The sequence below is a fragment of the Streptomyces sp. MI02-7b genome (assembly GCF_033793585.1).
GTDB lineage: Bacteria > Actinomycetota > Actinomycetes > Streptomycetales > Streptomycetaceae > Actinacidiphila.
The window spans coordinates 15,073-35,500 of record NZ_JARAWX010000020.1 but is presented as its reverse complement, the minus strand read 5'-3'; the positions used below and the strand labels follow the sequence as shown (position 1 = coordinate 35,500).

Annotated in this window: 16 protein-coding genes; 11 read left to right on the top strand and 5 right to left on the bottom strand. The window is 73.3% G+C overall.

Annotated features, from left to right (window positions below):
* Nucleotides 1-345: 345 nt before the first annotated feature.
* The gene (locus PV364_RS28790) at nucleotides 346-3,132 is read left to right on the top strand and encodes a helix-turn-helix transcriptional regulator (protein WP_319663310.1); all 2,787 of its coding nucleotides are present in this window, start codon (nucleotides 346-348) and stop codon (nucleotides 3,130-3,132) included.
* Nucleotides 3,133-3,172: 40 nt separating this feature from the next.
* Here the strand turns inward: PV364_RS28790 and PV364_RS28785 are convergent, their stop codons facing one another.
* Nucleotides 3,173-4,000 (bottom strand): SDR family NAD(P)-dependent oxidoreductase, encoded by an 828-nt coding sequence (locus PV364_RS28785; RefSeq protein ID WP_319663309.1) that lies wholly within the window; start codon nucleotides 3,998-4,000, stop codon nucleotides 3,173-3,175.
* 545 nt (nucleotides 4,001-4,545) lie between these two features.
* Here PV364_RS28785 and PV364_RS28780 point away from each other — a divergent pair.
* The 3 genes from PV364_RS28780 to PV364_RS28770 all read left to right on the top strand — a co-directional run bounded on the left by PV364_RS28780 (nucleotide 4,546) and on the right by PV364_RS28770 (nucleotide 7,241).
* Nucleotides 4,546-5,388, top strand: coding sequence for an alpha/beta hydrolase (locus PV364_RS28780; protein ID WP_319663308.1), 843 nt, complete (start codon nucleotides 4,546-4,548; stop codon nucleotides 5,386-5,388).
* A 106-nt stretch (nucleotides 5,389-5,494) separates the two neighbouring features.
* Nucleotides 5,495-6,346: an alpha/beta hydrolase gene (locus PV364_RS28775; RefSeq protein WP_319663307.1), complete on the top strand. Its 852-nt coding sequence runs from the start codon at nucleotides 5,495-5,497 to the stop codon at nucleotides 6,344-6,346.
* 145 nt (nucleotides 6,347-6,491) lie between these two features.
* The gene (locus PV364_RS28770; RefSeq protein WP_319663306.1) at nucleotides 6,492-7,241 is read left to right on the top strand and encodes an IclR family transcriptional regulator; all 750 of its coding nucleotides are present in this window, start codon (nucleotides 6,492-6,494) and stop codon (nucleotides 7,239-7,241) included.
* A 111-nt stretch (nucleotides 7,242-7,352) separates the two neighbouring features.
* Here PV364_RS28770 and PV364_RS28765 read toward each other — a convergent pair whose 3' ends face one another.
* Entirely contained in the window at nucleotides 7,353-8,114 is a 762-nt protein-coding gene (locus PV364_RS28765; RefSeq protein ID WP_319663305.1) for an SDR family oxidoreductase, read from the bottom strand.
* 161 nt (nucleotides 8,115-8,275) lie between these two features.
* On the opposite strand from PV364_RS28765, the gene PV364_RS28760 reads away from it, so the two are divergent.
* Nucleotides 8,276-9,259: a helix-turn-helix transcriptional regulator gene (locus PV364_RS28760; RefSeq protein WP_319663304.1), complete on the top strand. Its 984-nt coding sequence runs from the start codon at nucleotides 8,276-8,278 to the stop codon at nucleotides 9,257-9,259.
* 25 nt (nucleotides 9,260-9,284) lie between these two features.
* On the opposite strand, the gene PV364_RS28755 is transcribed toward PV364_RS28760, so the two are convergent.
* Entirely contained in the window at nucleotides 9,285-10,550 is a 1,266-nt protein-coding gene (locus tag PV364_RS28755) for an ABC transporter substrate-binding protein (RefSeq protein ID WP_319663303.1), read from the bottom strand.
* A gap of 393 nt (nucleotides 10,551-10,943) precedes the next feature.
* On the opposite strand from PV364_RS28755, the gene PV364_RS28750 reads away from it, so the two are divergent.
* The 4 genes from PV364_RS28750 (at nucleotide 10,944) to PV364_RS28735 (ending at nucleotide 14,793) form a co-directional block, all read left to right on the top strand.
* The gene (locus PV364_RS28750; protein ID WP_319663302.1) at nucleotides 10,944-12,173 is read left to right on the top strand and encodes a helix-turn-helix domain-containing protein; all 1,230 of its coding nucleotides are present in this window, start codon (nucleotides 10,944-10,946) and stop codon (nucleotides 12,171-12,173) included.
* Nucleotides 12,170-13,381 carry a helix-turn-helix domain-containing protein gene (locus tag PV364_RS28745; RefSeq protein WP_319663301.1) on the top strand — a complete coding sequence of 404 codons (1,212 nt, stop codon included), beginning with the start codon at nucleotides 12,170-12,172 and terminating at the stop codon, nucleotides 13,379-13,381. The genes PV364_RS28750 and PV364_RS28745 overlap by 4 nt, the downstream gene beginning before the upstream one ends.
* Nucleotides 13,382-13,417: 36 nt before the next feature.
* Nucleotides 13,418-14,086 (top strand): TetR/AcrR family transcriptional regulator, encoded by a 669-nt coding sequence (locus tag PV364_RS28740; protein WP_319663300.1) that lies wholly within the window; start codon nucleotides 13,418-13,420, stop codon nucleotides 14,084-14,086.
* A gap of 131 nt (nucleotides 14,087-14,217) precedes the next feature.
* Nucleotides 14,218-14,793 carry a TerD family protein gene (locus tag PV364_RS28735; protein WP_319663299.1) on the top strand — a complete coding sequence of 192 codons (576 nt, stop codon included), beginning with the start codon at nucleotides 14,218-14,220 and terminating at the stop codon, nucleotides 14,791-14,793.
* 139 nt (nucleotides 14,794-14,932) lie between these two features.
* On the opposite strand, the gene PV364_RS28730 is transcribed toward PV364_RS28735, so the two are convergent.
* The gene (locus PV364_RS28730) at nucleotides 14,933-15,550 is read right to left on the bottom strand and encodes an FMN-dependent NADH-azoreductase (RefSeq protein ID WP_319663298.1); all 618 of its coding nucleotides are present in this window, start codon (nucleotides 15,548-15,550) and stop codon (nucleotides 14,933-14,935) included.
* 129 nt (nucleotides 15,551-15,679) lie between these two features.
* Between PV364_RS28730 and PV364_RS28725 the strand changes: the two genes are divergently transcribed.
* Complete coding sequence (locus tag PV364_RS28725; RefSeq protein WP_319663297.1) at nucleotides 15,680-16,066, top strand: helix-turn-helix domain-containing protein; 387 nt, start codon at nucleotides 15,680-15,682, stop codon at nucleotides 16,064-16,066.
* 33 nt (nucleotides 16,067-16,099) lie between these two features.
* Here PV364_RS28725 and PV364_RS28720 read toward each other — a convergent pair whose 3' ends face one another.
* Nucleotides 16,100-18,595, bottom strand: coding sequence for a SpoIIE family protein phosphatase (locus PV364_RS28720; RefSeq protein ID WP_319663296.1), 2,496 nt, complete (start codon nucleotides 18,593-18,595; stop codon nucleotides 16,100-16,102).
* Between the two features lie 179 nt (nucleotides 18,596-18,774).
* On the opposite strand from PV364_RS28720, the gene PV364_RS28715 reads away from it, so the two are divergent.
* Nucleotides 18,775-20,187 (top strand): DUF2252 domain-containing protein, encoded by a 1,413-nt coding sequence (locus tag PV364_RS28715; RefSeq protein ID WP_319663295.1) that lies wholly within the window; start codon nucleotides 18,775-18,777, stop codon nucleotides 20,185-20,187.
* Nucleotides 20,188-20,428 lie beyond the last annotated feature (241 nt).

Sequence of the window (20,428 nt, the reverse complement as noted above, 5' to 3'; positions counted from 1 at the left end):
TCCCCGGTATTTCCCGCCGTGCCGCCCGTGCCGCTCGATGGGCACCTGGCGGTCGTCCACCTGCGCGAGGAACCTCGCGGCGAGGGAGGGTTCCGTCGAAGGAACCCCTGTCCGGACGGCACACTACCCCCCGCAGAGGTCCGTCGGGTTACCCCTTTCACTCAGTGAAAGAATTCTTCCCAGAGTTTTACGGGCATGCCGAAGGGGTGAGTGGAAATGCGGCTCGGCAAGATGATTCCGGAGGTTTGCGCGGTAGCATGAGAACCCCCTTGCCAATGAATTCAGGGAATATCCGCCCGAGGGGAACCGGGGCGGACGTGGGACGGCTGACGGGAGCGTGGACGGGTGGGCTACGGCGACCCCTTTGACGACGGAGCCGCTGGCGGTCTGGTGGGGCGTGCCGAGGAACTCGAGCGCATACGCGACTTCCTCGGCGCCGGCGACCGCGGCGGGGCGCTCCTGCTGTCGGGACAGGCGGGGGTGGGCAAGACGGTTCTGCTCGACGCCGTGGCGGAGGCGGCGTCCGCGACCGGGACGCGGGTCCTGCGCGCGGCCGGCGTCGAGTTCGAGGCCGACGTGAGCTACTCGGGCCTGAACCAGCTCCTCTTCCCGCTCTCCGAGACGTTCGGTGATCTGGACAGCACCCATCAGGAGGCCCTGCGTGTCGCGCTGGGCTTCGGCAGCGGAGCGTCGCCGAACCGGCTCGTGGTGTCCAGCGCGACCCTCATGCTGCTTCACCAGGTGGCCGCGCCCGACTCGCTGCTGCTCGTCATCGACGACCTGCAGTGGGTGGACCGCGCCAGCGCCGCCGTGTTCGCCTTCGTCGCACGCAGGCTCGGCGGCAGCCGGGTCCGCTTCCTCGGCGCCGTGCGCCAAGGGAGCGAGACCTTCTTCAACCGCGGTGGACTACCCGAGTACGAGGTGCCGCCGCTGGACGAAGTGTCGTCGCGAGCCCTGCTCGACGCGCGCTTCCCGAACCTTGCCGAACGAGTGCGGCGCCGGCTGCTGTCCGCGGCCGAAGGGAACCCGCTGGCCCTGCTCGAACTGCCCACGGTGCTCAGCGGGCAGCAGCGCATGGCGCTGGAGAACCTTCCCGCGGTCCTTCCGCTGAGCCAGCGGCTCCAGGCGCTGTTCCTCTCCCGGGTCTCCGGCCTCCCGGCTGCGGCCCGCCGTCTGCTGCTGCTCGCCACGATGGACGGGACCGGCGATCTCGGGGTCCTGCACGCGGCGGCGCGGCAGGCCGGCTGCGGCGCCGACCTCGAAGATCTCGCCCCGGCCGAGCAGGACCAGCTGGTCACCGTCGACGAGGGCACCCGGCGGCTCGTCTTCCGCCACCCCCTGATCCGCTCGGCCGTCGTCGACGCCTGCTCCAGCGCCGAGCGCCGCGCGGCGCACCGGGCTCTGGCCCAGGCTCTGGCGCATCAGCCCGAGCGCCGCGCATGGCATCTCGGAGAAGCGTCCGTCGAGCCGGATGAGCAGGTCGCCACCCTGCTGGAGCAGGCTGCCCACCGCATCACGGCGCGCGGCGACGCCCTGGGGGCGGTCGCGGCACTGATACGGGCGGCCGACTTGAGTCCCCACGGATCGGACCGGGCTCGCCGCCTGGCGGAGGCCGCCTACATCGGCGCCGACGCGACGGGGGAGCTGCGCGGCGTCTCGGAGCTGCTCGAGGACGCCCGCCGCGCCGACCCGGACCTGGCCGGGTCCCTGCGCTCCGCCGCTGCCGCCGTCTATCTGGTCATCAACGGCGACGGGGACATCGACACGGCTCACCGCCTGCTGGTGGGCGCCATCGAGTCCGGCACCCACCAGTACGACGCCGAGGACAACGCCGTCGTCGACGCCGTGCACCTGCTGCTGCTCCTGTGTTTCTTCAGCGGCCGTGCGGAGTTGTGGGACCCCTTCTACACCGCGCTCTCCCGAATGCGGCCGGAGCCGCCCGCACTGCTGTCGGCGGCCGGCAGGACCTTCTCCGACCCTGCGCGTTCGGGAGCGGCCGCGCTGGAACACATGGAGGACATCCTCGGCGGACTCCCCGAGGAGACCGACCCCGGCCGCATCGTCAGGGTCGGCACCGCGGCGCTCTACCTCGATCGGCTGCCGGCCCTCCGCGAGCCCTCCTGGAAGGTCGTCCGCCAGGGACGGGACGGCGGGCCGGTGCGCCGCCACATCGGCGCCTTGATGCACCTGTGCCTGAACGACTACCTGACCGGCAGGTGGGACGAGTGCGTCGAACTGGCCGAGGAAGGAGCCCAGCTCTGCGAGGAGTCCGGATACCGGTTCTTCACCTGGTACTTCTGGTACTGCCGGGCCGTCGTCGCCGCCCCTCGCGGGGAGGACGCGACGGCCGGGCTGCTCACCGGCCGGATCGCCCAATGGGCCGCACCGCGGGGCGTCGGGACGGCACTGCACTACGCCCGGCACATACGCACCGTGGCCGATCTCGGACGCGGCGACTTCACCGGCGCCTATCGGCACGCGACGGCGATCAGCCCCGCGGGCACCTTCGCCTCCCATGTGCCGCACGCCCTGTGGGTGATGATGGATCTCGTCGAGGCCGCGGTCCGCACCGACCGCCCGGAGGAAGCGGCCGCTCATGTGCGCGCCATCCGGGACAACGGCATCGCCGCGCTCTCCACGCGGCTCGCACTCCTCGCCGGCGCCTCGGCCGCTCTGTGCGCCACGGACGACGAGGAGTCGGTGCGTCTGTTCGGCGAGGCGTTGGCCCTGCCGGAAGTCGAGCAATGGCCGTTCGACCTGGCCCGGGTACGGCTGGCCCACGGCGAACGGCTCCGACGCGCCAGGGCGAACGCCGAGGCCAGAGGACAGCTGATGCTGGCCCACGAAGCCTTCGCCGAGCTCCGAGCCGGTCCCTGGACGGATCGTGCGGCCAAGCAGCTGCGGGCCGCCGGTTGGGTCGCGCCGCGGACCGAGGCGGGTGGGAAGGTGCTCACGCCGCAGGAGCGGGAGATCGCGGACCTGGCGGCATCGGGGCTGAGCAACAAGCAGATCGCCGAACGGCTCTATCTCTCGCACCGGACGGTCGGAGCGCACCTCTACCAGATCTTTCCCAAGCTGGGCATTTCGTCCCGGGCGGCGCTCCGCGACGCGCTCGGGGCCTTGGAGGAGTGAGACCCGCGTCCAGGCCCCGGCCGCACCCTTCCGCGTGCGCCTAACCGTCGTCCCCGGTCCCCGGCAGCCGGTCACCGGGCGCACCGGCGGTGACCCGCGGCGGGCGAGCGCCCTTCGGGCTCTCCACCAGGCCCGCGACGGCCTGTGCCGCGCCGGCGAGACGCGCCGCGGTGACGGCCTGACCGGCCAGGTGCGCGTCGACCCGATCGACCAGACCGGGATAACGGCCCTCGTACGCCTGCGCCGTACCGAGGTCGTCGGGAAGGACCAGCCGTAGTCGCCGGCCGGTTTCGGGCACGCTCAGGCCGGCCACGACGACGGTGGCCTCCACGCCGAAGCCGGCCAGCTCTTTCGCGTAGCTCGCCGCGAGATGGTCGATCACCGCCACACTTTCCGAGTGCAGGGCGAGGAAGGGGGCCTCGTCCGCGAGGTCGCCGCGGGACACCACCCAGACCAGCAGACCGTCCCGGCGTTCGCGCATCTGCGGCAGCACAGCACGGTTGACCCGCTGGGTGGACAGCACGTTCGCGTCGTAGATCTGCGCCAACTGGTAGGGAGTGAAGGACTCGACGGGCCCCCTGGGCACGGGTCCCATGGTGTGGACCACGCAGTCGATCCGCCCGGCTTCCGCCGTGATGGCGGTCACCGCGGCGTTGACCGAGCGCTGATCGGCGACGTCGAGGGCGATCGGACGCGGCCGAGCGACCTGGAGGCCCGGGTCCCCGTCCGGTGCGAAGGCGACCGGTGGACGGCCTGAGGCCGCGCCCGTTCCGGCGTAGGCGATGTGACCGGCTTCGGCCAGGGCCTGGGCAGTCGCTGCCCCGAGGCCGCTGGACGCCCCGGTGACAAGGATGATCTTCGGCATCATGCTCCTCGGCGCATGGTGGGAGCGGTGAGGCGGCCGGAGTCCTGGCCGACGACGGGCCACGACAGGGCCGGCACCGGCGGGTGACCGCACGGGCACCCGCTCAGTATCGGTACCGGTGGGACCGGCCCGCATAAGTCATCCGACAGTGCCGACGACTGGGGCTCATGGCCGGCCCCGGTCGCCGGGCGGCGGCCGGATCCGGTCGCCCGGGCCCCGGTACGCGAGCCCTGGACCTTTCGCCTGAGGAATCCGGGCCGTGCGCGGTCCGTGCGCCCGGCGCTGCCGCCCGGCGACCGGGCGGACACCTGGTGCGCTGTCGAAACGACTGCCCGGCACGGCTCGGTGACCCGTTTTCCCCCAGGCGTTCGACGGATGTGGGTGCGGGGCCTGCGGCGACAGTCTGGGGGCGCCGCGGGAAGCCGGCGCATGCTGCCGGCCCGGCGCGGTCCGGGTTCGCCCCCGTGCCTTCGCGGCACCGCTTGCCTGCGGGCATCGGTTCGACTAGCTTAAGTGAATAGAACGTTCTATCCATTTCGGAGGTCCGTATGAGTGAGCCCCATGCCGTCGAGGCAGGCACGATCGTGCTCATCCACGGCCTGTGGGTGAACCCGCGCAGCTGGGAGGGGTGGAAGCAGCACTACGAGGCGCGGGGGTACAACGTCATGGCTCCCGCCTGGCCCGGGCTCGACCGCGAGGTGGAGGAGCTGCGGCGCGACCCCTCGGGAATCGCGGGAACCGGCCTGCTCGAGGTGGTCGACCACTACGAGAAGGTCATCCGTGACCTGCCTCGTCCGCCCATCCTCATGGGCCACTCCTTCGGCGGCACCGTCGTGCAGATCCTGCTCGACCGGGGCCTGGGCAGTGCCGGGGTCGTCATCGACTCCGCAGCGGTCAAGGGCGTGCTGCCCCTTCCGCTGTCCACCCTCAAGTCGGCCTGGCCGGTCCTGAAGAACCCCGCCAACAAGAACAAGGCGGTCTCCCTGACGGCACGCCAGTTCCACTACGCCATCACCAACACGCTGAGCGAGGACGAATCGGCGGCCCGCTGGGAGCGCTACCAGGTCCCGGGACCGGCCCGCGTGCTCTTCCAGGGGGCGTTCGCCAACTTCAATCCGCGGGCCGCCACCCGGGTCGACTTCCGGAACGACCGCCGGTCCCCGCTCCTGTTCATCGCGGGCCAGGCCGACCACATCGTCCCGCCCAAGGTCAACAAGGCGAACTGGAAGCTCTACCGCAAGTCCTCGGCCGTCACGGACTACCGGGAGTTCCCCGGCCGCTCGCACTTCATCATCGGCCAGGACGGGTGGCAGGAAGTGGCCGACTTCGCGCTCGACTGGGCCGCGGGCCACTCGCTCACCCGCGTGGGACCCGACCGCGGGACCCGCTGACCGCCGGCCCTGATCCGCCGGCCTCCCGGGGACGCGATCGTCGCGTGCCCCGCCCGCGCGGGCGTATGTGCCCGCCGCAACAACACCATCACCTCAGGAGACCTCCATGCTTCGCCGTCGTACGTTCCGTACAGCCGTTCTCGGCGCGACCGGTGTTGCCCTCGCCGGCGGCGTGACCGCGTTCGCGTCGGCCGCGCCCGCCCACCACACCCCTGCCGCCCCCAAGCCGACCGTCGTCCTGGTCAACGGCGCCTGGTCCGACGCCGCGAGCTGGAAGGGCGTCATCAACCGCCTGCAGGCCGACGGCTACCCGGTCGTCGCGCCGCCCACCGGTCTGCGCGGCGTGTCCGCCGACTCCTCCTACCTGGCCTCCTACCTCAAGACCATCCAGGGCCCCGTCGTCCTGGTCGGCCAGTCCTACGGCGGCACGGTCATCACCAACGCCGCCACCGGAAACAAGAACGTCAAGGCGCTCGTCTACATCTCCGCCTTCGCACCGGACAAGGACGAGACCGTCGACGGCCTGACCAGGAAGTTCCCGGGCTCCCAGATCAGCAACGACCCCAACGTTCAGATCCCCACCGCCCTGTTCCCCGTCCCCTTCACCAAGGCTGACGGCAGCACCGGCGTCGACCTCTACGCCAAGCCTGACCAGTACCGCAACCTCTTCCTCAGCAACCGCGTCAGCGGCAAGACCGCCGCCGAACTCGCCGCCACCCAGAGCCCCGCCGCCCCCGAGGCGCTCGGTGAAGGCTCCGGCGACCCCGCCTGGAAGACCATCGAGTCCTGGTACCTCGTCTCCAAGGACGACCACGTGATCCCGCCCGCCACCGAGCGCTTCATGGCGAACCGCGCCCACTCCCACACCGTCGAGGCCGACACCCCGCACGCCGCGCAGGTGACCGACCCCGGCATCGTCACCGACCTCATCAAGAAGGCCGCCGGAACCGTCCACTGACCCCAGGCGGGCTGCCCCGGCCTCGCCCGGCGGCCCGGCCGACCCCGCACGACGGCCCAGGTCGTCGTGCGGGGAGGGGCCGCGGCAGGCGTGCCCGGCGAACGGTGCGAAGAGGGACCCGCCCATGAAGGAAGGAAGCACGGACATGTCCGATGAGCACGGCATGTCGGTGACCGACAAGGTCCTTGCGTTGCTCGGGGCCTTCTCCCACGAAAACCGCGCGCTCACCCTCACCGAGTTGTCCCGGCGAACGGGCCTGTCGCTGCCGACGGTTCATCGCCGTGCCGCCGAACTCGTCGCGTGGGGAGCCCTGGAACGTGGGCCCGACCGGCGCTACCGGGTGGGTCTGCGGCTGTGGGAGGTGGCCACCCTCGCGCCTCGCGGTTTCCCGTTGCGCGATGCGGCCCTGCCGATCCTGCAGGACCTGTACGACGTCACGAAGGAACAGCACATCCATCTCTCCGTGCGGGACCACCTGGACGTCGTCGTCCTGGAGCGTCTCAGCGCGCCGGGCGCCCCGCAGGCCGACAGCCGGGTGGGAGGCCGCTTCGGTGCGTTCGCCACGGGAGCGGGACTCGTCCTGCTCGCCCACGCGCCCGACAAGGTCCAAGAGGAGTATCTGAGCACCCCACCGCGTCGCTACACCAGTTACACGATCACCTCCCCCGCCCGGCTCCGCTCCCTGCTGGCCGACGTCCGCAGGGAGGGGTACGCCAGCAGCGACAGGATGGTGGGGCCGGACGTCCACTGCGTCGGAGCGCCGATCCACGGCGCGGGCGGCTCGGTGGTGGCGGCCCTGTCGATCGCCTTCAGAGCGGGCAGCCAGTCCCCTCAGACGCTCGCTCCCGCCGTTCGCGCGGCGGCCCGAAGGGTTTCCCGCGCCTTGCGTGAGTGACCACGTCCCGGGTCGCCCCTGACGCGGTGCCCGGCTCGACGCCACCCCTGGCGGGAACGGCGCCGGCCGCGGCTGGGACGGTCCGCCGCTGCTCGGGCCGCTGGAAGCGTGTCAGCCCTGGCGGCCGGGGAGCATCGCCAGGGCCTTGGAGCGCTGTGCGACCAGGTCGTCGTAGGTGCCGTCGCGCTCGGACCAGCGGTGCATGAGGACGCCCTTCACGAGGATTTCGCGGGGGGTGGGGTCCTCCGAGAGCAGCTCCATGACCTCGGTGGCGAATGCGTCGAGCGGCAGCGCGTGCGGGTTCGCCTTTTCCTGGCCCGCTGTGGCGACGGCCGGGGGAACGAGCTCCACGACGTCGACACCTGTGCCGTCCAGCTGCGCGCGCAGCGCCTCGGAGTAGGCGTGCACCGCGGCCTTCGAGGCGGCGTAGCCCGGCATGGGCGGGAACGGCAGGAAGGCGATGCCGGAAGTGACCGTGACGAAGGTGCCGGCGCCCCGCTGGAGCAGGTGCGGGGTGAAGGCGTCGACGACCCTCACGGTGCCGAGCAGGTTGGTCTCGATCGTCGTCCTCGTCGCCTCGAAGTGCGCGGGGTCGCGCAGGTCCTCCAGGAGCATGACGCCCGACATCGTCACCACGGTGTCCAGCCCGGGGTGGCGGGCGAGTACCGCGTCACGCAGGGACGCGACGGAGGAAGTGTCGGTGACGTCGGCACCGAACGTGCCGAAGCCTTCTCCGGCGAGTTCGGAGAGCGCCTGCGGGCTGCGGCCGGCGATCGCCACGGTGCTGCCCGCGGCGGCGAACCGGCGGGCCAGCTCCCGCCCGATTCCCGAGGTGCCGCCGACGACGAGGACGGTGCGGTTGGAGAGATCCATGGTGTCTTCCTTCGGATCAGGGCGCCGATGGCGTTCGAAGCCGCGGCGCGGTCGGTCGTACCGAAGTCTCGGCGGCGTCCGCCGGACGCGGCAGGACCCCCGTCCTCCCTGGTCCTGCCAGGGCCCCCTCTGCGGCCCGCGGACCGCATTACGGTGGCGGTATGAGGGACGAGGACTCCGGCAACCGGCTGGGCGGCTACCTGCGCGCCCGGCGTGAGCTGGTCTCCCCGGCGCAGGCGGGACTGCCGCCCGGCGGCAACCGGCGTGTGCCGGGCCTGCGCCGCGAGGAGGTCGCCCTGCTCGCCGGGATAAGTCCCGACTACTACCTGCGCCTGGAGCGCGGCCGGGACAAGAACCCCTCGCCGCAGGTGCTCGAAGCACTCGCACGCGTCCTGCAGCTCGACGACATCGAGCGGACGTATCTGCTCGGCCTCTCGGCGGCCCGCCCGAGGGCACCGCGCCGCCGCAGGCCCGAGCAGGTGCCGCAGAGGGTGTACGAGCTGCTGGCGCACCTGCAGATCCCCGCGTTCGTCGAAGGGCGCGCGTTCGACGTCCTGGCCTCCAACCCCATGGCGGTCGCGCTCTCCCCCCGCCTGCGGCCCGGCGAGAACCGGCTGCGTTCCCTGCTCCTGGACCCCGAGGAGCAGGCCTTCCAGCAGGACTGGACGAGATCCACCGCCGATTTCGTGGCCGCCCTGCGCACCACCATCGGGGACGACACCGACGACCCCCGGTTCGTCGAACTCGTCGGGGAGCTCGCCCTGTCCAGTCAGCGGTTCCGCACCCTGTGGGCCCGGCACGACGTCCGCGGTCTGGACGGAGGGACGACCACGGTGAACCACCCCGTCGTCGGTGAACTCCGCCTCCACCGCGACAAACTCGCCATCGACGACGTCATCCTCGTCGTCTACTACCCCGACAAGGGCAGCGACAGCGACGAGAAACTCCGGCTGCTCGCCGCACTCTCACCCGCCGGGTCCGCCGGGTCCGCCGAGTCCGCCGGGTCCGCCGGGTCCGCCGGGTCCCCCGGCGCGGCACCCGGCAGTGACGTACCGGGTAGCGGACGGGGGACCGGCGCCCCGCTCCGGTCACCACGCGGTGGATCGCCACCGGCGGCCGGCGGGGGCCGCGCGGGACCGGGCTGAACCGGTGCCGCCGGGCGGCCGGGAGTCAGATCATGGAGAGGTACTTCTCCACCGCGGCCACCTTGAAGGGGCCCTTCACGTCGACGAGGCCGCCGGGGACGTCCTTCTGCGGCTTCAGGATGTAGCTCTGGGTCGCGCTCGGCCGCCACGGGTCGGAGAAGTCCAGCGCCGGGCCCATGCCGGGGTCGAACCCGGTCAGCTTGCGGTGCGCGGCGATGATGCCCTCCCGGCTGAGGTCCTTGTCGGCGCAGGCCTCCTTCAGGTCCTGGACGGCGACCGCCATGGTGTTGTGGCCGTTCTCCACGCCCTGGTCCAGCGGCTGGCCGGGGTAGTGCTTCTGGTACTCCTCGACCAGCTTCTCGATCTGCGGGGCTTTGTCGGTCAGGGCGGGCGTGGGGGCGACCAGGTGCAGCATGCTGAGCACCGCCGGGGCCGCGGGGCTCTTGAGCATCTGCGGGTGGAAGCCGGCGGCGCTGGACAGGAACGGGACCAGCAGGCCCTGCGCGGCGGCGTTCCCGACGGCCGAGGCGGTCTGCTCGGGACTCGCGGTGATCAGGACGGCCTTGACGCCCGCGGCGGCCAGGTCGTGCACCTGTGCGCTCACGTCGTCCTGGTCCTCGGAGATCTCGTGGGAAACGAGCTTCAGCCGCTTCTCGTGGGCGACGAACTTCGCCCCGCGCAGGGCGTTGTGCCCGTAGTCGCCCTTCAGGTAGATGTAGCCGACCTTGTCCCCGCGCTTCAGGCCGTACGTGGCCGCCGCCCAGTCCAGGCCGTTGATCATGTCGATGTCGTAGGTGGCGCTGATGGTCTGCAGGGTGGGCTGGCCCAGGAGCGTCGAGGAGTAGCCCAGCGCCATCGTCATGACCTCGTCGGTCCCGATGCTGGACATCAGGGCGTTGATGATCGACGAGCCGAGCAGTCCGGGCATGGCCGCGATCGACGGCTCCATGTCCATGTACTGCACGACGGCCTTGTCCACGCTGTACCCGTGGTCGCGGACAAGCAGCTTGAGCTTGCGGCCGCACACGCCGCCCGAGGCGTTCACCTGGTCCACGTACAGCCGCTCGGCCTGCAGCACCGAGCGGCCCAGCGGGGCGTACGGGCCGGACAGGTCGGTGAGGACGCCGAGCTGGATGGAGTTCGGGGTGATACCGGGACCGATGGTCATCCCGGTCCTGTCGACCGGACCGTCGTCGGGTTTCGAGGCGGCCGCCAGGCTGCCGCAGCCGGCCAGCAGGGTGACGAGTGCTGCCACGAGGGCAACGGCGGAACCGAGGGGTTTCCGGGTCACGGGGGGTGCTCCTTGAGGGGGACGGGCGTCGGCGCCGACGCCGCCGGGAGAGCTCGGGACGAGCCGCTCGACCGGAGCCTCCATGGGAAGAGATCCCGGGCGGCCGGGCGAGGGGCGGCACCGTTTCTGGTGGCGGTTCCCAACCGCGGGGGTGCCGGACTGTGCAGCGCCACCTCGGCGGCCGGGCACCGGCGGGCCGGGCGCGGCGGCCGGCCGGGCCGCCCGGGGTCGACAGCGTGTTCGCAGACCTGCGGAGATCCCTGGTGACCTGCGGAGATCCCCGTCGGAATGGGTAAGGGTTGCGTCGGCTGCCTTCCGGGGCGGGTCGCGCGGCGGGTAGAAACGCGTGACGTCCCCGGACTGCCGCTCTCCGGGCACCGGGAGGAGGACCGGATGACCGCCCCAGCGCCGACGCGCCCCATCGCCGCCGCGGACGGGTACGAGCACGCCGACCTGTTGCGGGCCGCCGCGCGCGAGGTCCGCAAGCGGGTCGTGCCGCTGGCGGACCGGATCGTGGACCGGATACGCGAGCGGCACCCGGCCTACCGGGAGCCGGGGCTCGTACCGCCCGGCTTCCGCGAGGAGGCGGGCGGCGCCGTCGCTGCGGTGCTGGACTCGCTCGCCGACCCGGGGCGCTCCACGGTGTCCGCCGAGTACCAGTCGTGGGTGGGCGAGCGCAGGGCCTGGCAGGACTTCCCGCTGCGGTCGATGATCGGCGCCTACCGGACCGGCGGCGACGAACTGTGGCTGTCCCTGGTGCGCGCCGGTGAGGACCGCGGGCCGGACGGCACGAAGCTGATGGCCCGCGCCGCGGCGGAGGTCTGGGACCTGTTCGAACGGGACAGCCGGCTGATGGCGGACGCCTACGGGCGGGCCCGCGCCGAGGCGACCCACCACCGCCAGCGCGGGCGCCGGGCACTGGAGGCGCTGCTGGCCGGCCGGGTGGGCCCGCAGGACGTCGCGGAGACCGCGCGGGCGCTGGACCTCCCGGAGACCGGCCGCTTCGCGGTCGCCGTCGTGCGCAACACCTCGCGCCGTCCGCGGCCGGGACCGGCGCGCAGCGGCACCCCCGCCGGGGTCCGGGTGCGCCGCACCTTCCCGCTGGGCGGCGAGGTGCTCCTGGCCGAACTGGGCGACCTGCCGATCGGCGACTTCGCGAGGTCGCTCGGCGTGCCGGACGGGGCGCGGGCCGGCCTGAGCCCCCAGGTGGCGCGGCTCGCCGACGCCGGGCACGCCCGGGACCTCGCCGAACTGGCCCTGCGCACCTGCACCCGTGACGGGGAGGTGGCGCTCCTCGACCGGCGGTGGCCGGCCGCCCTGCTCGCCCGCCGTCCGGAGGTGGCCGCCGAGGTCGCCTCCGGCGTGCTGGGCGGGCTGCGGGCGGTCGACCCCGGCGAGCGGACCCTCCTGCTGGAGACCCTGGAGACCTGGCTGGACTCCGGCGGCTCCGTGGAGCGGGCCGCGGCCGCCCTGTTCTGCCACGCCAACACTTTGCGGCGGCGGTTGCACCGGCTGGAGCAGCTCACCGGCCGCTCGCCGTCCCGGCCGCACGACGTCGTCCACCTGGCGCTCGCCCTGGACGCCGAGCGCATCGCCCCGGTCTCCGGGGGGCAGGCCCGGTGAGCGTCCGCACCGAGGACGCGGCCGGCGCCCGGGACGAGGCCGCCGCCAGCGCGCTGCTGCGGGCGGCGGCGCTGCGGATGCGGGGGCGGGTGGACGAGCTGGCGGCCCGGGTCACGGAGCGGCTGCGCACCGAGGTCCCCGGGTTCATGGAGCACGCCGGCAACCCCGACTGCTCGCCCGAGGGCTTCGCGACGATCATCAGGATGCACCTGGACCGGCTCGTGGACCCGGGCTGCGACGTCGCCGCCGCCCTGCACATGGGCATGGTGGGCCGTCGGCAGGCCGCCCTCGGGATGCCGCCGGAACTGCTGCAGCACGTCCTGTCCGTGGGCGGCGCGGTCCTGTGGCAGGAACTCGTGGACACCGTCGCCGCCCACGACCCCGGCCGGTTGACCCTCATGGTCCGCGTCGCCCCGCGGATGTGGGGGTTCCGGGAACGCAACGCCGCGATCCTGGCCGAGGCCTACCGCGAGACGCCGGACGACGACACGGTCGCCGGCGGGCCGCCCGCCGCGACGGCGCTGGTGGCGCTCCTGGACGGCCGCTCGGACGCCATGGCCGTGCGGGCCGCGGCCCAGGCCCTCGGCGTTCCCGCGGACGGCCGCTTCGCGGTCGCCGCGACCACGACCGGGACCGCCGTCCGCGCGGCGGTTCCCGCGACCGCGGCCGGCACCGGCGGCCGGCTGCTGCGGGTGCCGCGGGACGAGTCGGGCGAGTTCCTCGTCGTGCTGCTGGGGGACCGTCCGCCGGAGGCGTTCACGTCGTACCTGCGGACGGTGCCGGGGCTGCGGGCCGGGGTCGGGCCGGTGGTGACGGGCCTGTCGGAGCTGCACCGGTCCCGGACGCTGGCCGAACTGGCGCTGCCCGCCTGCGCGGCCGAGGGAGAGGTGGCGCTCTGGGAGGAGCGCATCCCGGACGCCCTGGTCGCCTCGGACCGGCCGTTCGCCGGGGAGCTGGCCGGCCGGGTGCTCGGGCCGCTGCGGGACCTGCCGGAGGAGGAACGGGACTGTCTGCTGGGCACGTTCGCGGCCTGGATGGACTGCGACGGATCGCCGCGCGCCGCGGCGGAGCGCATGGACTGCCACCGCAACACCGTCCTCAACCGGCTGCGCCGCCTGGAACTGCTCACGGGCCGGCGGCTCACCCACCCCCGGGACCTGGTGGACCTGACGCTGGCCCTGGACGCCCTGCGCACGGACGCCGCCTGAGCGGCGCCCGGCGGGTGATACGGAAGGCGGCGGATCATGGCGGACCCGGGAACGACGACCCCGCGGGAGCGGTACCGCAGCCAGGTCCGCGCGGAGATCAAGGAACGCGCCTGGAAGCAGATCGCCGCGGCGGGGGCCTCGGCGCTCTCGCTCAACGCGATCGCCAAGCAGATGGGCATGAGCGGTCCCGCCCTCTACCGCTACTTCGCCGGCCGCGACGACCTGATCACCGAGCTGATCCGGGACGCCTACCGCAGTCTCGCCGACGCCTTCACGGCCGCCGCCCGGGCGGAGCCCGGGCTGTCCGGCCCGGCGCACGCCCTGCGCCGCTGGGCCCTGGAGGACCCGCAGCGCTACTTCCTCGTGTACGGCACACCCGTGCCCGGCTACCAGGCGCCCGACGACATCACCGGGATCGCGCGGGAGATCATGGCGACGCTGCTCGACGCCTGCGCCGAACCGCCCGCCGGACCACCCCCGGGCTCCCCCGTCCCCGCGGCCTCCGCCCTGGCGGAGCACCTGGCCGCCCACCGCGACTGGGCCGGCGACCACCCCGCCCCGGCCGCGGGCCTGCGCCGCGCGCTGGCGGTGTGGACGCGGCTGCACGGGGTGCTCTCCCTCGAACTCGCGGGCCACTTCACGGGCATGGGTTTCGATCCCGCGGTGCTGTTCGCGGCGGAGCTGGAGAGCGTACGGTCGCTGTGACGAGCCCTGCTGCGGCACTCAGGTGAAGCGGCGTGGCACCGGGAACCCGCGCGCGGGGCGGCCCGTTGTAGGCGATGGGCAAAGGAATCGTCAAGGGGCGCGGCCCGCGCCGGATTGAGCAGGGAGATCCCATGGGTGTCAGCCTTTCCAAGGGCGGCAATGTCTCGCTGACCAAGGAGGCGCCGGGACTGACCGCAGTCACCGTCGGTCTCGGCTGGGACGTGCGCACGACCACCGGCACCGACTTCGACCTCGACGCGAGCGCGCTGCTGGTCAACGCCGACAGCAAGGTCGTCTCGGACAAGCACTTCATCTTCTTCAACAACCTCAAGAGCCCCGAGGGCTCGGTGGAGCACACCGGCGACAACCTCACGGGTGAGGGCGAGGGCGACGACGAGCAGGTCAAGGTGAACCTGTCGACCGTCCCCGCCGAGGTCGAGAAGATCGTCTTCCCGGTGTCGATCTACGACGCCGAGAGCCGCCAGCAGTCCTTCGGGCAGGTCCGCAACGCGTTCATCCGCGTGGTGAACCAGGCCGACAACAACGAGCTCGCTCGCTACGACCTCTCGGAGGACGCCTCCACCGAGACGGCGATGGTCTTCGGCGAGCTGTACCGCAACGGTGCGGAGTGGAAGTTCCGCGCCGTCGGCCAGGGGTACGCCTCCGGCCTGCGCGGCATCGCGCAGGACTTCGGCGTCAACCTCTGACGCCGCGCGCCTTCACGGGCGCACGTACGGACGAAGGGCCGCGTGGCATCTGCCGCGCGGCCCTTCGCCGTGTCGGGGGTGCCGCGGCTCGGGGGTGCCGCGGCCGGTCCGGGCGCCGCGGCCGGGCGGCGCCCGGCGGTCAGGCGGCGATGCGGGCGGCGAGTTCCTTGGCCTTGGCGCCGGCCTGCTCGTGGGCGCCGGCCCTGGAGGCGTCGGAGAGGTCGATCAGGTCGGCCATCGCGGGTACGACGCGGGCCAGGGTCAGCTCCGGGACGATGAAGGACAGGTCCTTGATCCCGAGGCCGGCCGAGAGCACCTTCTCCATGTAGGTGGTGACGAACTCGAAGTCGGCGCGCGGGGTGCCCGGGCCGTAGCCGCCGCCGCGGCTGGCGACGACGACCACCGGGGTGTCGGCCGCGGAGGGGTGCTCGCCCGCGGTGCGGCCCAGGATGATCACCTGGTCCAGCCAGGCCTTCAGCGTCGACGGGATTGTGTAGTTGTACATCGGCGCGCTGATCAGCACGGCGTCGGCGCGCTCCAGCTCGTCGACGAGCTCGCCCCGGACCGGGTGCTCGGCCCCCGCGGTGTAGGCGGCGGCGTCGAGGTGCGGCACGGGTTCGGCGGAAAGGTCCCGGTAGATCACCTCGCCGCCCGGGTGCTGGGCCTCCCACTCCTTGCGGAAGGTGGCGGCGACGTCGCGGGAGGTGGAGCTCTCGGCGGGCCAGATGGACGAGTCGATGTGCAGCAGCGTGGGCATGGGGGTGCTCGCTTCCTTTTACTTTGCATAGAACGAAAGATTCGCAGCTATGACTTCATGCGGAGCTATTGCTATCACAGGAGCTTACTTTTCTGCAGCCGCTAGTGACAAGGGCGGTATCGTGGGGGCATGGCACAGGAGATCGAGCAGGCGGACCATCCGCCGGAGCAGTGCGCGCGCGTCGACGGCGGGCTGACGCGCGTCTTCGGGCTCCTCGGCAAGCGCTGGACGGGCCTCGTCGTGGCGGTCCTCACACAGCGGCCGGCCTACTTCGCCGAACTGCGCCGGGCCATCCCCGGCATCAGCGAGCGCATGCTCTCCGACCGGCTCACGGAGCTGGCCGAGGCCGGGCTGGTGGTCCGCGAGGTGGATTCCGGGCCTCCGCTGCGGGTCAGCTACCGGCTGACCGGGGCGGGCGAGGCGCTCGGCCCTGCCCTGGGCGAACTCGGCCGCTGGGCTGAGAACCACCTGCCCGGCGAGAACCCCTGCGGCGGGATCGGATCCGACGCCTGCTGACCACCGCCGCCCCGGTTCCCGCCGGCGCCACGCTCAGGAGGGCAGCGGCAACTCGAACCAGACGACCTTGCCGACGGCCTGGCGGCTGGTGCCCCAGCGCCGTGAGAGGTTGCTCACCAGGGCGAGCCCACGGCCCTCTTCGTCGTCGGCGTCCGCGCGCCGCAGCTGCGGCAGGTTGTGGTCGTCGTCGCTCACCTCGACCAGCAGTTTGCCGACCCGCATCAACCGCAACGACACCTCGTGCGAGGCGGCCCGCAGCGCGTTGGTCACCAGCTCGCTGACCAGCAGCTCCGTCAGCTCGCCGAGCCCCTCCAGCCCCCACTCCGCCAGCTGCGCACGGGTGAGCGCCCGCGCCCTGCGGACGTCGGAGGGGTCCATCGACAACCGCCACTCGGCGACGTCCTGCGACGGGATGCCCTGGAAGTTGGCGACCAGCAGTGCCACGTCGTCGCGCCGGTCGTCGGAGTGGACGCGGCTGAGGATCTGCTCGCAGACGTCCTCCGGCGTCTGCTGCGGCTCGATGACATTGGCGCAGAGGGCCGCCAGGCCGGCGTCTATGCCCTGCCCGCGCACCTCCACCAGGCCGTCCGTGCACAGCACCAGCCAGCTGCCGTCCGGGACGGGGATCTCCACCGTCTCGAAGGGCACGCCGCCCACACCGATCGGGGCGCCCTTGGGGATCTGCAGCAGCTCGCTGCGGCCGTCGTGCCGGGACAGCACCGGCGGGATGTGACCGGCGTTGGCGAGGGTCAGGGTGCGGTGGATCGGGTCGTAGACCGCGTACACGCAGGTCGCCAGGTGCTCGGCGCCGAGACGGTGGGCGAGGTTGTCCAGGTGGCGCAGCAGCTGGGCGGGCGGCAGGTCGAGGGCGGCCATGGTGATCACCGAGGTCCGGAACTGGCCCATCACGGCGGCCGACAGCAGACCGTGCCCCATCACGTCGCCGACGATCAGCGCGACCCGGCCGCCCGGCAGCTGGATGGCGTCGAACCAGTCGCCGCCCACCTGGGCCTGGCGGTCGCCGGGCATGTAGCGGTGGGCGATCCGCACCCCGGGCAGCCGCGGCGGCCGGGTCGGCATCATGCTGCGCTGCAGCGTCGCCGCGGCCCGCGACTCCATCCGGTGCAGCCGCGCGTTGTCCAGGTGGACGGCGCCGCGCGCGGCCACCTCGGAGGCCGTCGCGGCGTCCTTGGCGTCGAAGGGGCGCCGGCCCGGATGCCGCAGGAAGCACATGCGGCCCAGCACCGTGCCGCGCGCCGTCAGCGGCACCACGATCATCGAGCGCTCCGGCAGCAGCGGCCCGAGCCCCGGCACCCCCAGGTCCAGGGCGATGTCCTGGGCGATCGCGGGGTCTATCACCGGGACGACCAGGGGTTCCCCGATCCGCGGGGTGCTGTCGGTGGGCAACGGGATCAGCTCGCCCTCCGGCAGGGCGGCGGCCCACGCGCCGGGGGTGGCCGCGGTGTGCGCGACGGCCACCCGGCGGGCGACGATCGTGTCCCCGGCCCGGTCGTCCTTGGGCAGCTCCGTGTCGGAGAACAACTGGTCCACGACGAGCACCGCCGCGAAGTCGGCGAACCGCGGCACCGTCACCGCGCACAGCTCCCGCGCCGTCGTCTCCAGGTCGAGGGTGGAACCGACCTTGGCGCCCGTCTCGCGGAGCAGCGCCAACTGCTCGTCCAGCACGTGCCCGGGCGCGGGCGCAGGAGCGAGCGACGGCGGCGTCCCGTCGCCGCGCGGGCCGGGGAGCAGCTCGCGATACGCCGGGCGGGTCGTCCGGGCCGTACGGCCGGTGCCGGGATTGGCGGGCGCCGCCCGCACCGCGCCCGCCTCGTACTCCTCGGGCAGGACGGGCAGCGGCAGCGCGCCGTCGACCTCCACCGCCGGGTACCCCAGCGGAACGATCTGCTGCATGATCCGCTCCAGCCGGCCGGCGCTCACCCGGGGCAGCACCGAGCCGAGCCGGCCGGCCAGCAGCCCGGCGTGCCCGGGATCGGGGACCGGGGCGAGACGGGCGGCGACGCGCACGCCCCCGCGCACCGCCGAGGTGTCGGCGGTGTACGGCAGGAGGCGGTCGCCGAGCGCCAGACGCGGCCCGGTGTCGCGCAGCGGCCGGGCGTTGGCGGCGATCAGCAGGAGGCTGCGGCCGGCCGGCTCCATGATCCGGTACGACCACCACATCGCGTCCTTGACGGCGCCGTCACGGTCGGTGGCGGGCAGGCTGCCCGCCCACGCGGGCTCCGTGAGGTCGTCCAGCAGCTCCAGCACGTCCTGCCCGGTGGCCGTGGACCGGCCGGGCGGTGCCGCCGGTCCTGGCGGTCCGGCCGCGCTCGGGGCATGCAGCAGCAGACCGGCCGACGGGCGGCCGAAAACGCCCTCCCAGCGGTGTCCGAAGAGCTCTTCGGCACCGCGGTTCCAGTACGAGATGTCCCCGTCGGGGTCGACGCACACGACGGCGAGGCGCAGCAGGGCGGAGACGCCCGTGGCCGCGAGCGCGGTGGTGGTGGCGGTGGCAGGGAGCCTGGTCATCTCATCCAACGTCGGGTACCTGCGGTTCGGCTGCGGTTCGGCGCGGAAGGCTGAAGGGGCAATCAGGGTCGGTTCGTTCGTGTTCAGGCAAGCATGAAACAACGGACGCGGTCAGGTAAATGGCTAGATTGCCCCCAGGAGTGACCAACCGGGCATGGCCCGAAGGGGTGGAGAGGCGCGTGGAGCAGGTGCAGCAGGTGGAGCACAGAATTCCGCACATCCCGGGGTTCGCGCGGTGGCCGCACGACGGTGCGCCCCGGCAGGAGGGCCGGGCCCTGCGCCAGAGGGTGCCGCGGGAGTCGCACGCCGAGCTCGCGTCCGAGGACGGCCGCCAGGGGGCCGTGGAATCGGTGCTCGCCTCCAGCGAGGGGCGCATCCCCGGGCTCGTGCCGCTGCGGGTGGGGCGGATGGCCGCGAGCCCCTTCGCGTTCCTGCGCGGCTCGGCCGGGCGCATGGCCGGCGACCTGGCCGGCACCCCGGTCACCGGCATCGGCACCCAGATCTGCGGCGACGCCCACGCCGCCAACTTCGGCCTGTACGGCGACCACCGCGGCAGCCTGGTGATGGACATCAACGACTTCGACGAGACCGTGCACGGACCCTGGGAATGGGACGTCAAACGGCTCGCCGTCTCGCTGGTGCTCGCCGGACGCGAGGCCGGCGCGGGCGAGGACGTCTGCCGCGGCGCGGCCTTCGACGCGGTCGGCGCCTACCGGCGCACCATGCGGCTGCTGGCGAAACTGCCGGTGATGGAGGGCTGGCACGCCGTCGCCGACGAGGAGCTGGTGACCCACGCCGACGCCCGCGACCTGGCCGGCACGCTGCGCCGGGTCGGCGACAAGGCGCGGCGCAACACCAGCGCCAAGTTCGCCGCCCGGGCGACCGAGCCGGACGGGGGCGGCGGACGGCGCTTCGTCGACGCGCCGCCGGTGCTGCGCCGGGTGCCGGACGCGGAGGCGGTGGCCGTCGCGGGCGCCCTGTCCGTCGAGGGCTATCTGGCCACGGTCGGCGAGGACCGGTGGCCGCTGCTGTCCCGGTACGCGGTGCACGACGTGGCGTTCCGCGTGGTCGGGACGGGGAGCGTGGGCACCCGCTCGTACGTGGTGCTGCTCCTGGACCACCACGGTGAGCCGCTGGTGCTCCAGGTGAAGGAGGCGCGGCCGTCGGCGCTCGTGCCGCACCTGGGGCGGGCCGGCTTCGGGGCGCCCGCGGCCGGGCACGAGGGGCGGCGCGTGGTGCTGGGGCAGAAGCGCATGCAGGTCGTCAGCGACAGCCTGCTGGGGTGGGCCGACGTGGAGGGCCGGCCGTACCAGGTGCGGCAGTTCCGCAACCGCAAGGGCAGCGTCGACCCCGCCTCGCTGCGGGCCGGGCTGATCGATGACTACGCCCGGATGACCGGGGCGCTGCTGGCCCGTGCGCACGCGCACAACGCCGACCCGCGGCTGATCGCCGCGTACTGCGGCAAGGGGGAGCAGCTGGACGAGGCGGTGGCGTCGTTCGCGGTCGCGTACGCGGACCGGACGGAGGCCGACCACGCGGAGCTGCTGGCGGGGGTACGGGCGGGGCGGATCGCGGCGGAGACGGGGATCTGAGGCGGCGGTGCGAGGGCTGCGGTGCGAGGGCGGCGGTGCGGGGGCGGTCTGAGGCAGCGGTGCAGGGGCGGTTGGGGGCGCGGATGCGGCGGCCTGGGAGCGCTCCGATGGGCACGGAGTCCACGGGACGCCGCCGGGGCGGTGGGGCGAACGTGCGTGCGCGGGGCGCGCGCCGGAGCGCACAGGAGCGCGCTCAGGGGGCGGGCGGGGCGCGAGCAGGCTCACGGACCTTGTGACCGGC

What these genes read in the sequence shown, in the direction of transcription:
- PV364_RS28735 (WP_319663299.1), top strand. Translation starts at nt 14,218, where the DNA reads ATGGGTGTCAGCCTTTCCAAGGGCGGCAATGTCTCGCTGACCAAGGAG.
- PV364_RS28740 (WP_319663300.1), top strand. Translation starts at nt 13,418, where the DNA reads ATGGCGGACCCGGGAACGACGACCCCGCGGGAGCGGTACCGCAGCCAG.
- PV364_RS28775 (WP_319663307.1), top strand. Translation starts at nt 5,495, where the DNA reads ATGCTTCGCCGTCGTACGTTCCGTACAGCCGTTCTCGGCGCGACCGGT.
- PV364_RS28770 (WP_319663306.1), top strand. Translation starts at nt 6,492, where the DNA reads ATGTCCGATGAGCACGGCATGTCGGTGACCGACAAGGTCCTTGCGTTG.
- PV364_RS28765 (WP_319663305.1), bottom strand. Translation starts at nt 8,114, where the DNA reads ATGGATCTCTCCAACCGCACCGTCCTCGTCGTCGGCGGCACCTCGGGA.
- PV364_RS28730 (WP_319663298.1), bottom strand. Translation starts at nt 15,550, where the DNA reads ATGCCCACGCTGCTGCACATCGACTCGTCCATCTGGCCCGCCGAGAGC.
- PV364_RS28760 (WP_319663304.1), top strand. Translation starts at nt 8,276, where the DNA reads ATGAGGGACGAGGACTCCGGCAACCGGCTGGGCGGCTACCTGCGCGCC.
- PV364_RS28720 (WP_319663296.1), bottom strand. Translation starts at nt 18,595, where the DNA reads ATGACCAGGCTCCCTGCCACCGCCACCACCACCGCGCTCGCGGCCACG.
- PV364_RS28785 (WP_319663309.1), bottom strand. Translation starts at nt 4,000, where the DNA reads ATGATGCCGAAGATCATCCTTGTCACCGGGGCGTCCAGCGGCCTCGGG.
- PV364_RS28780 (WP_319663308.1), top strand. Translation starts at nt 4,546, where the DNA reads ATGAGTGAGCCCCATGCCGTCGAGGCAGGCACGATCGTGCTCATCCAC.
- PV364_RS28725 (WP_319663297.1), top strand. Translation starts at nt 15,680, where the DNA reads ATGGCACAGGAGATCGAGCAGGCGGACCATCCGCCGGAGCAGTGCGCG.
- PV364_RS28750 (WP_319663302.1), top strand. Translation starts at nt 10,944, where the DNA reads ATGACCGCCCCAGCGCCGACGCGCCCCATCGCCGCCGCGGACGGGTAC.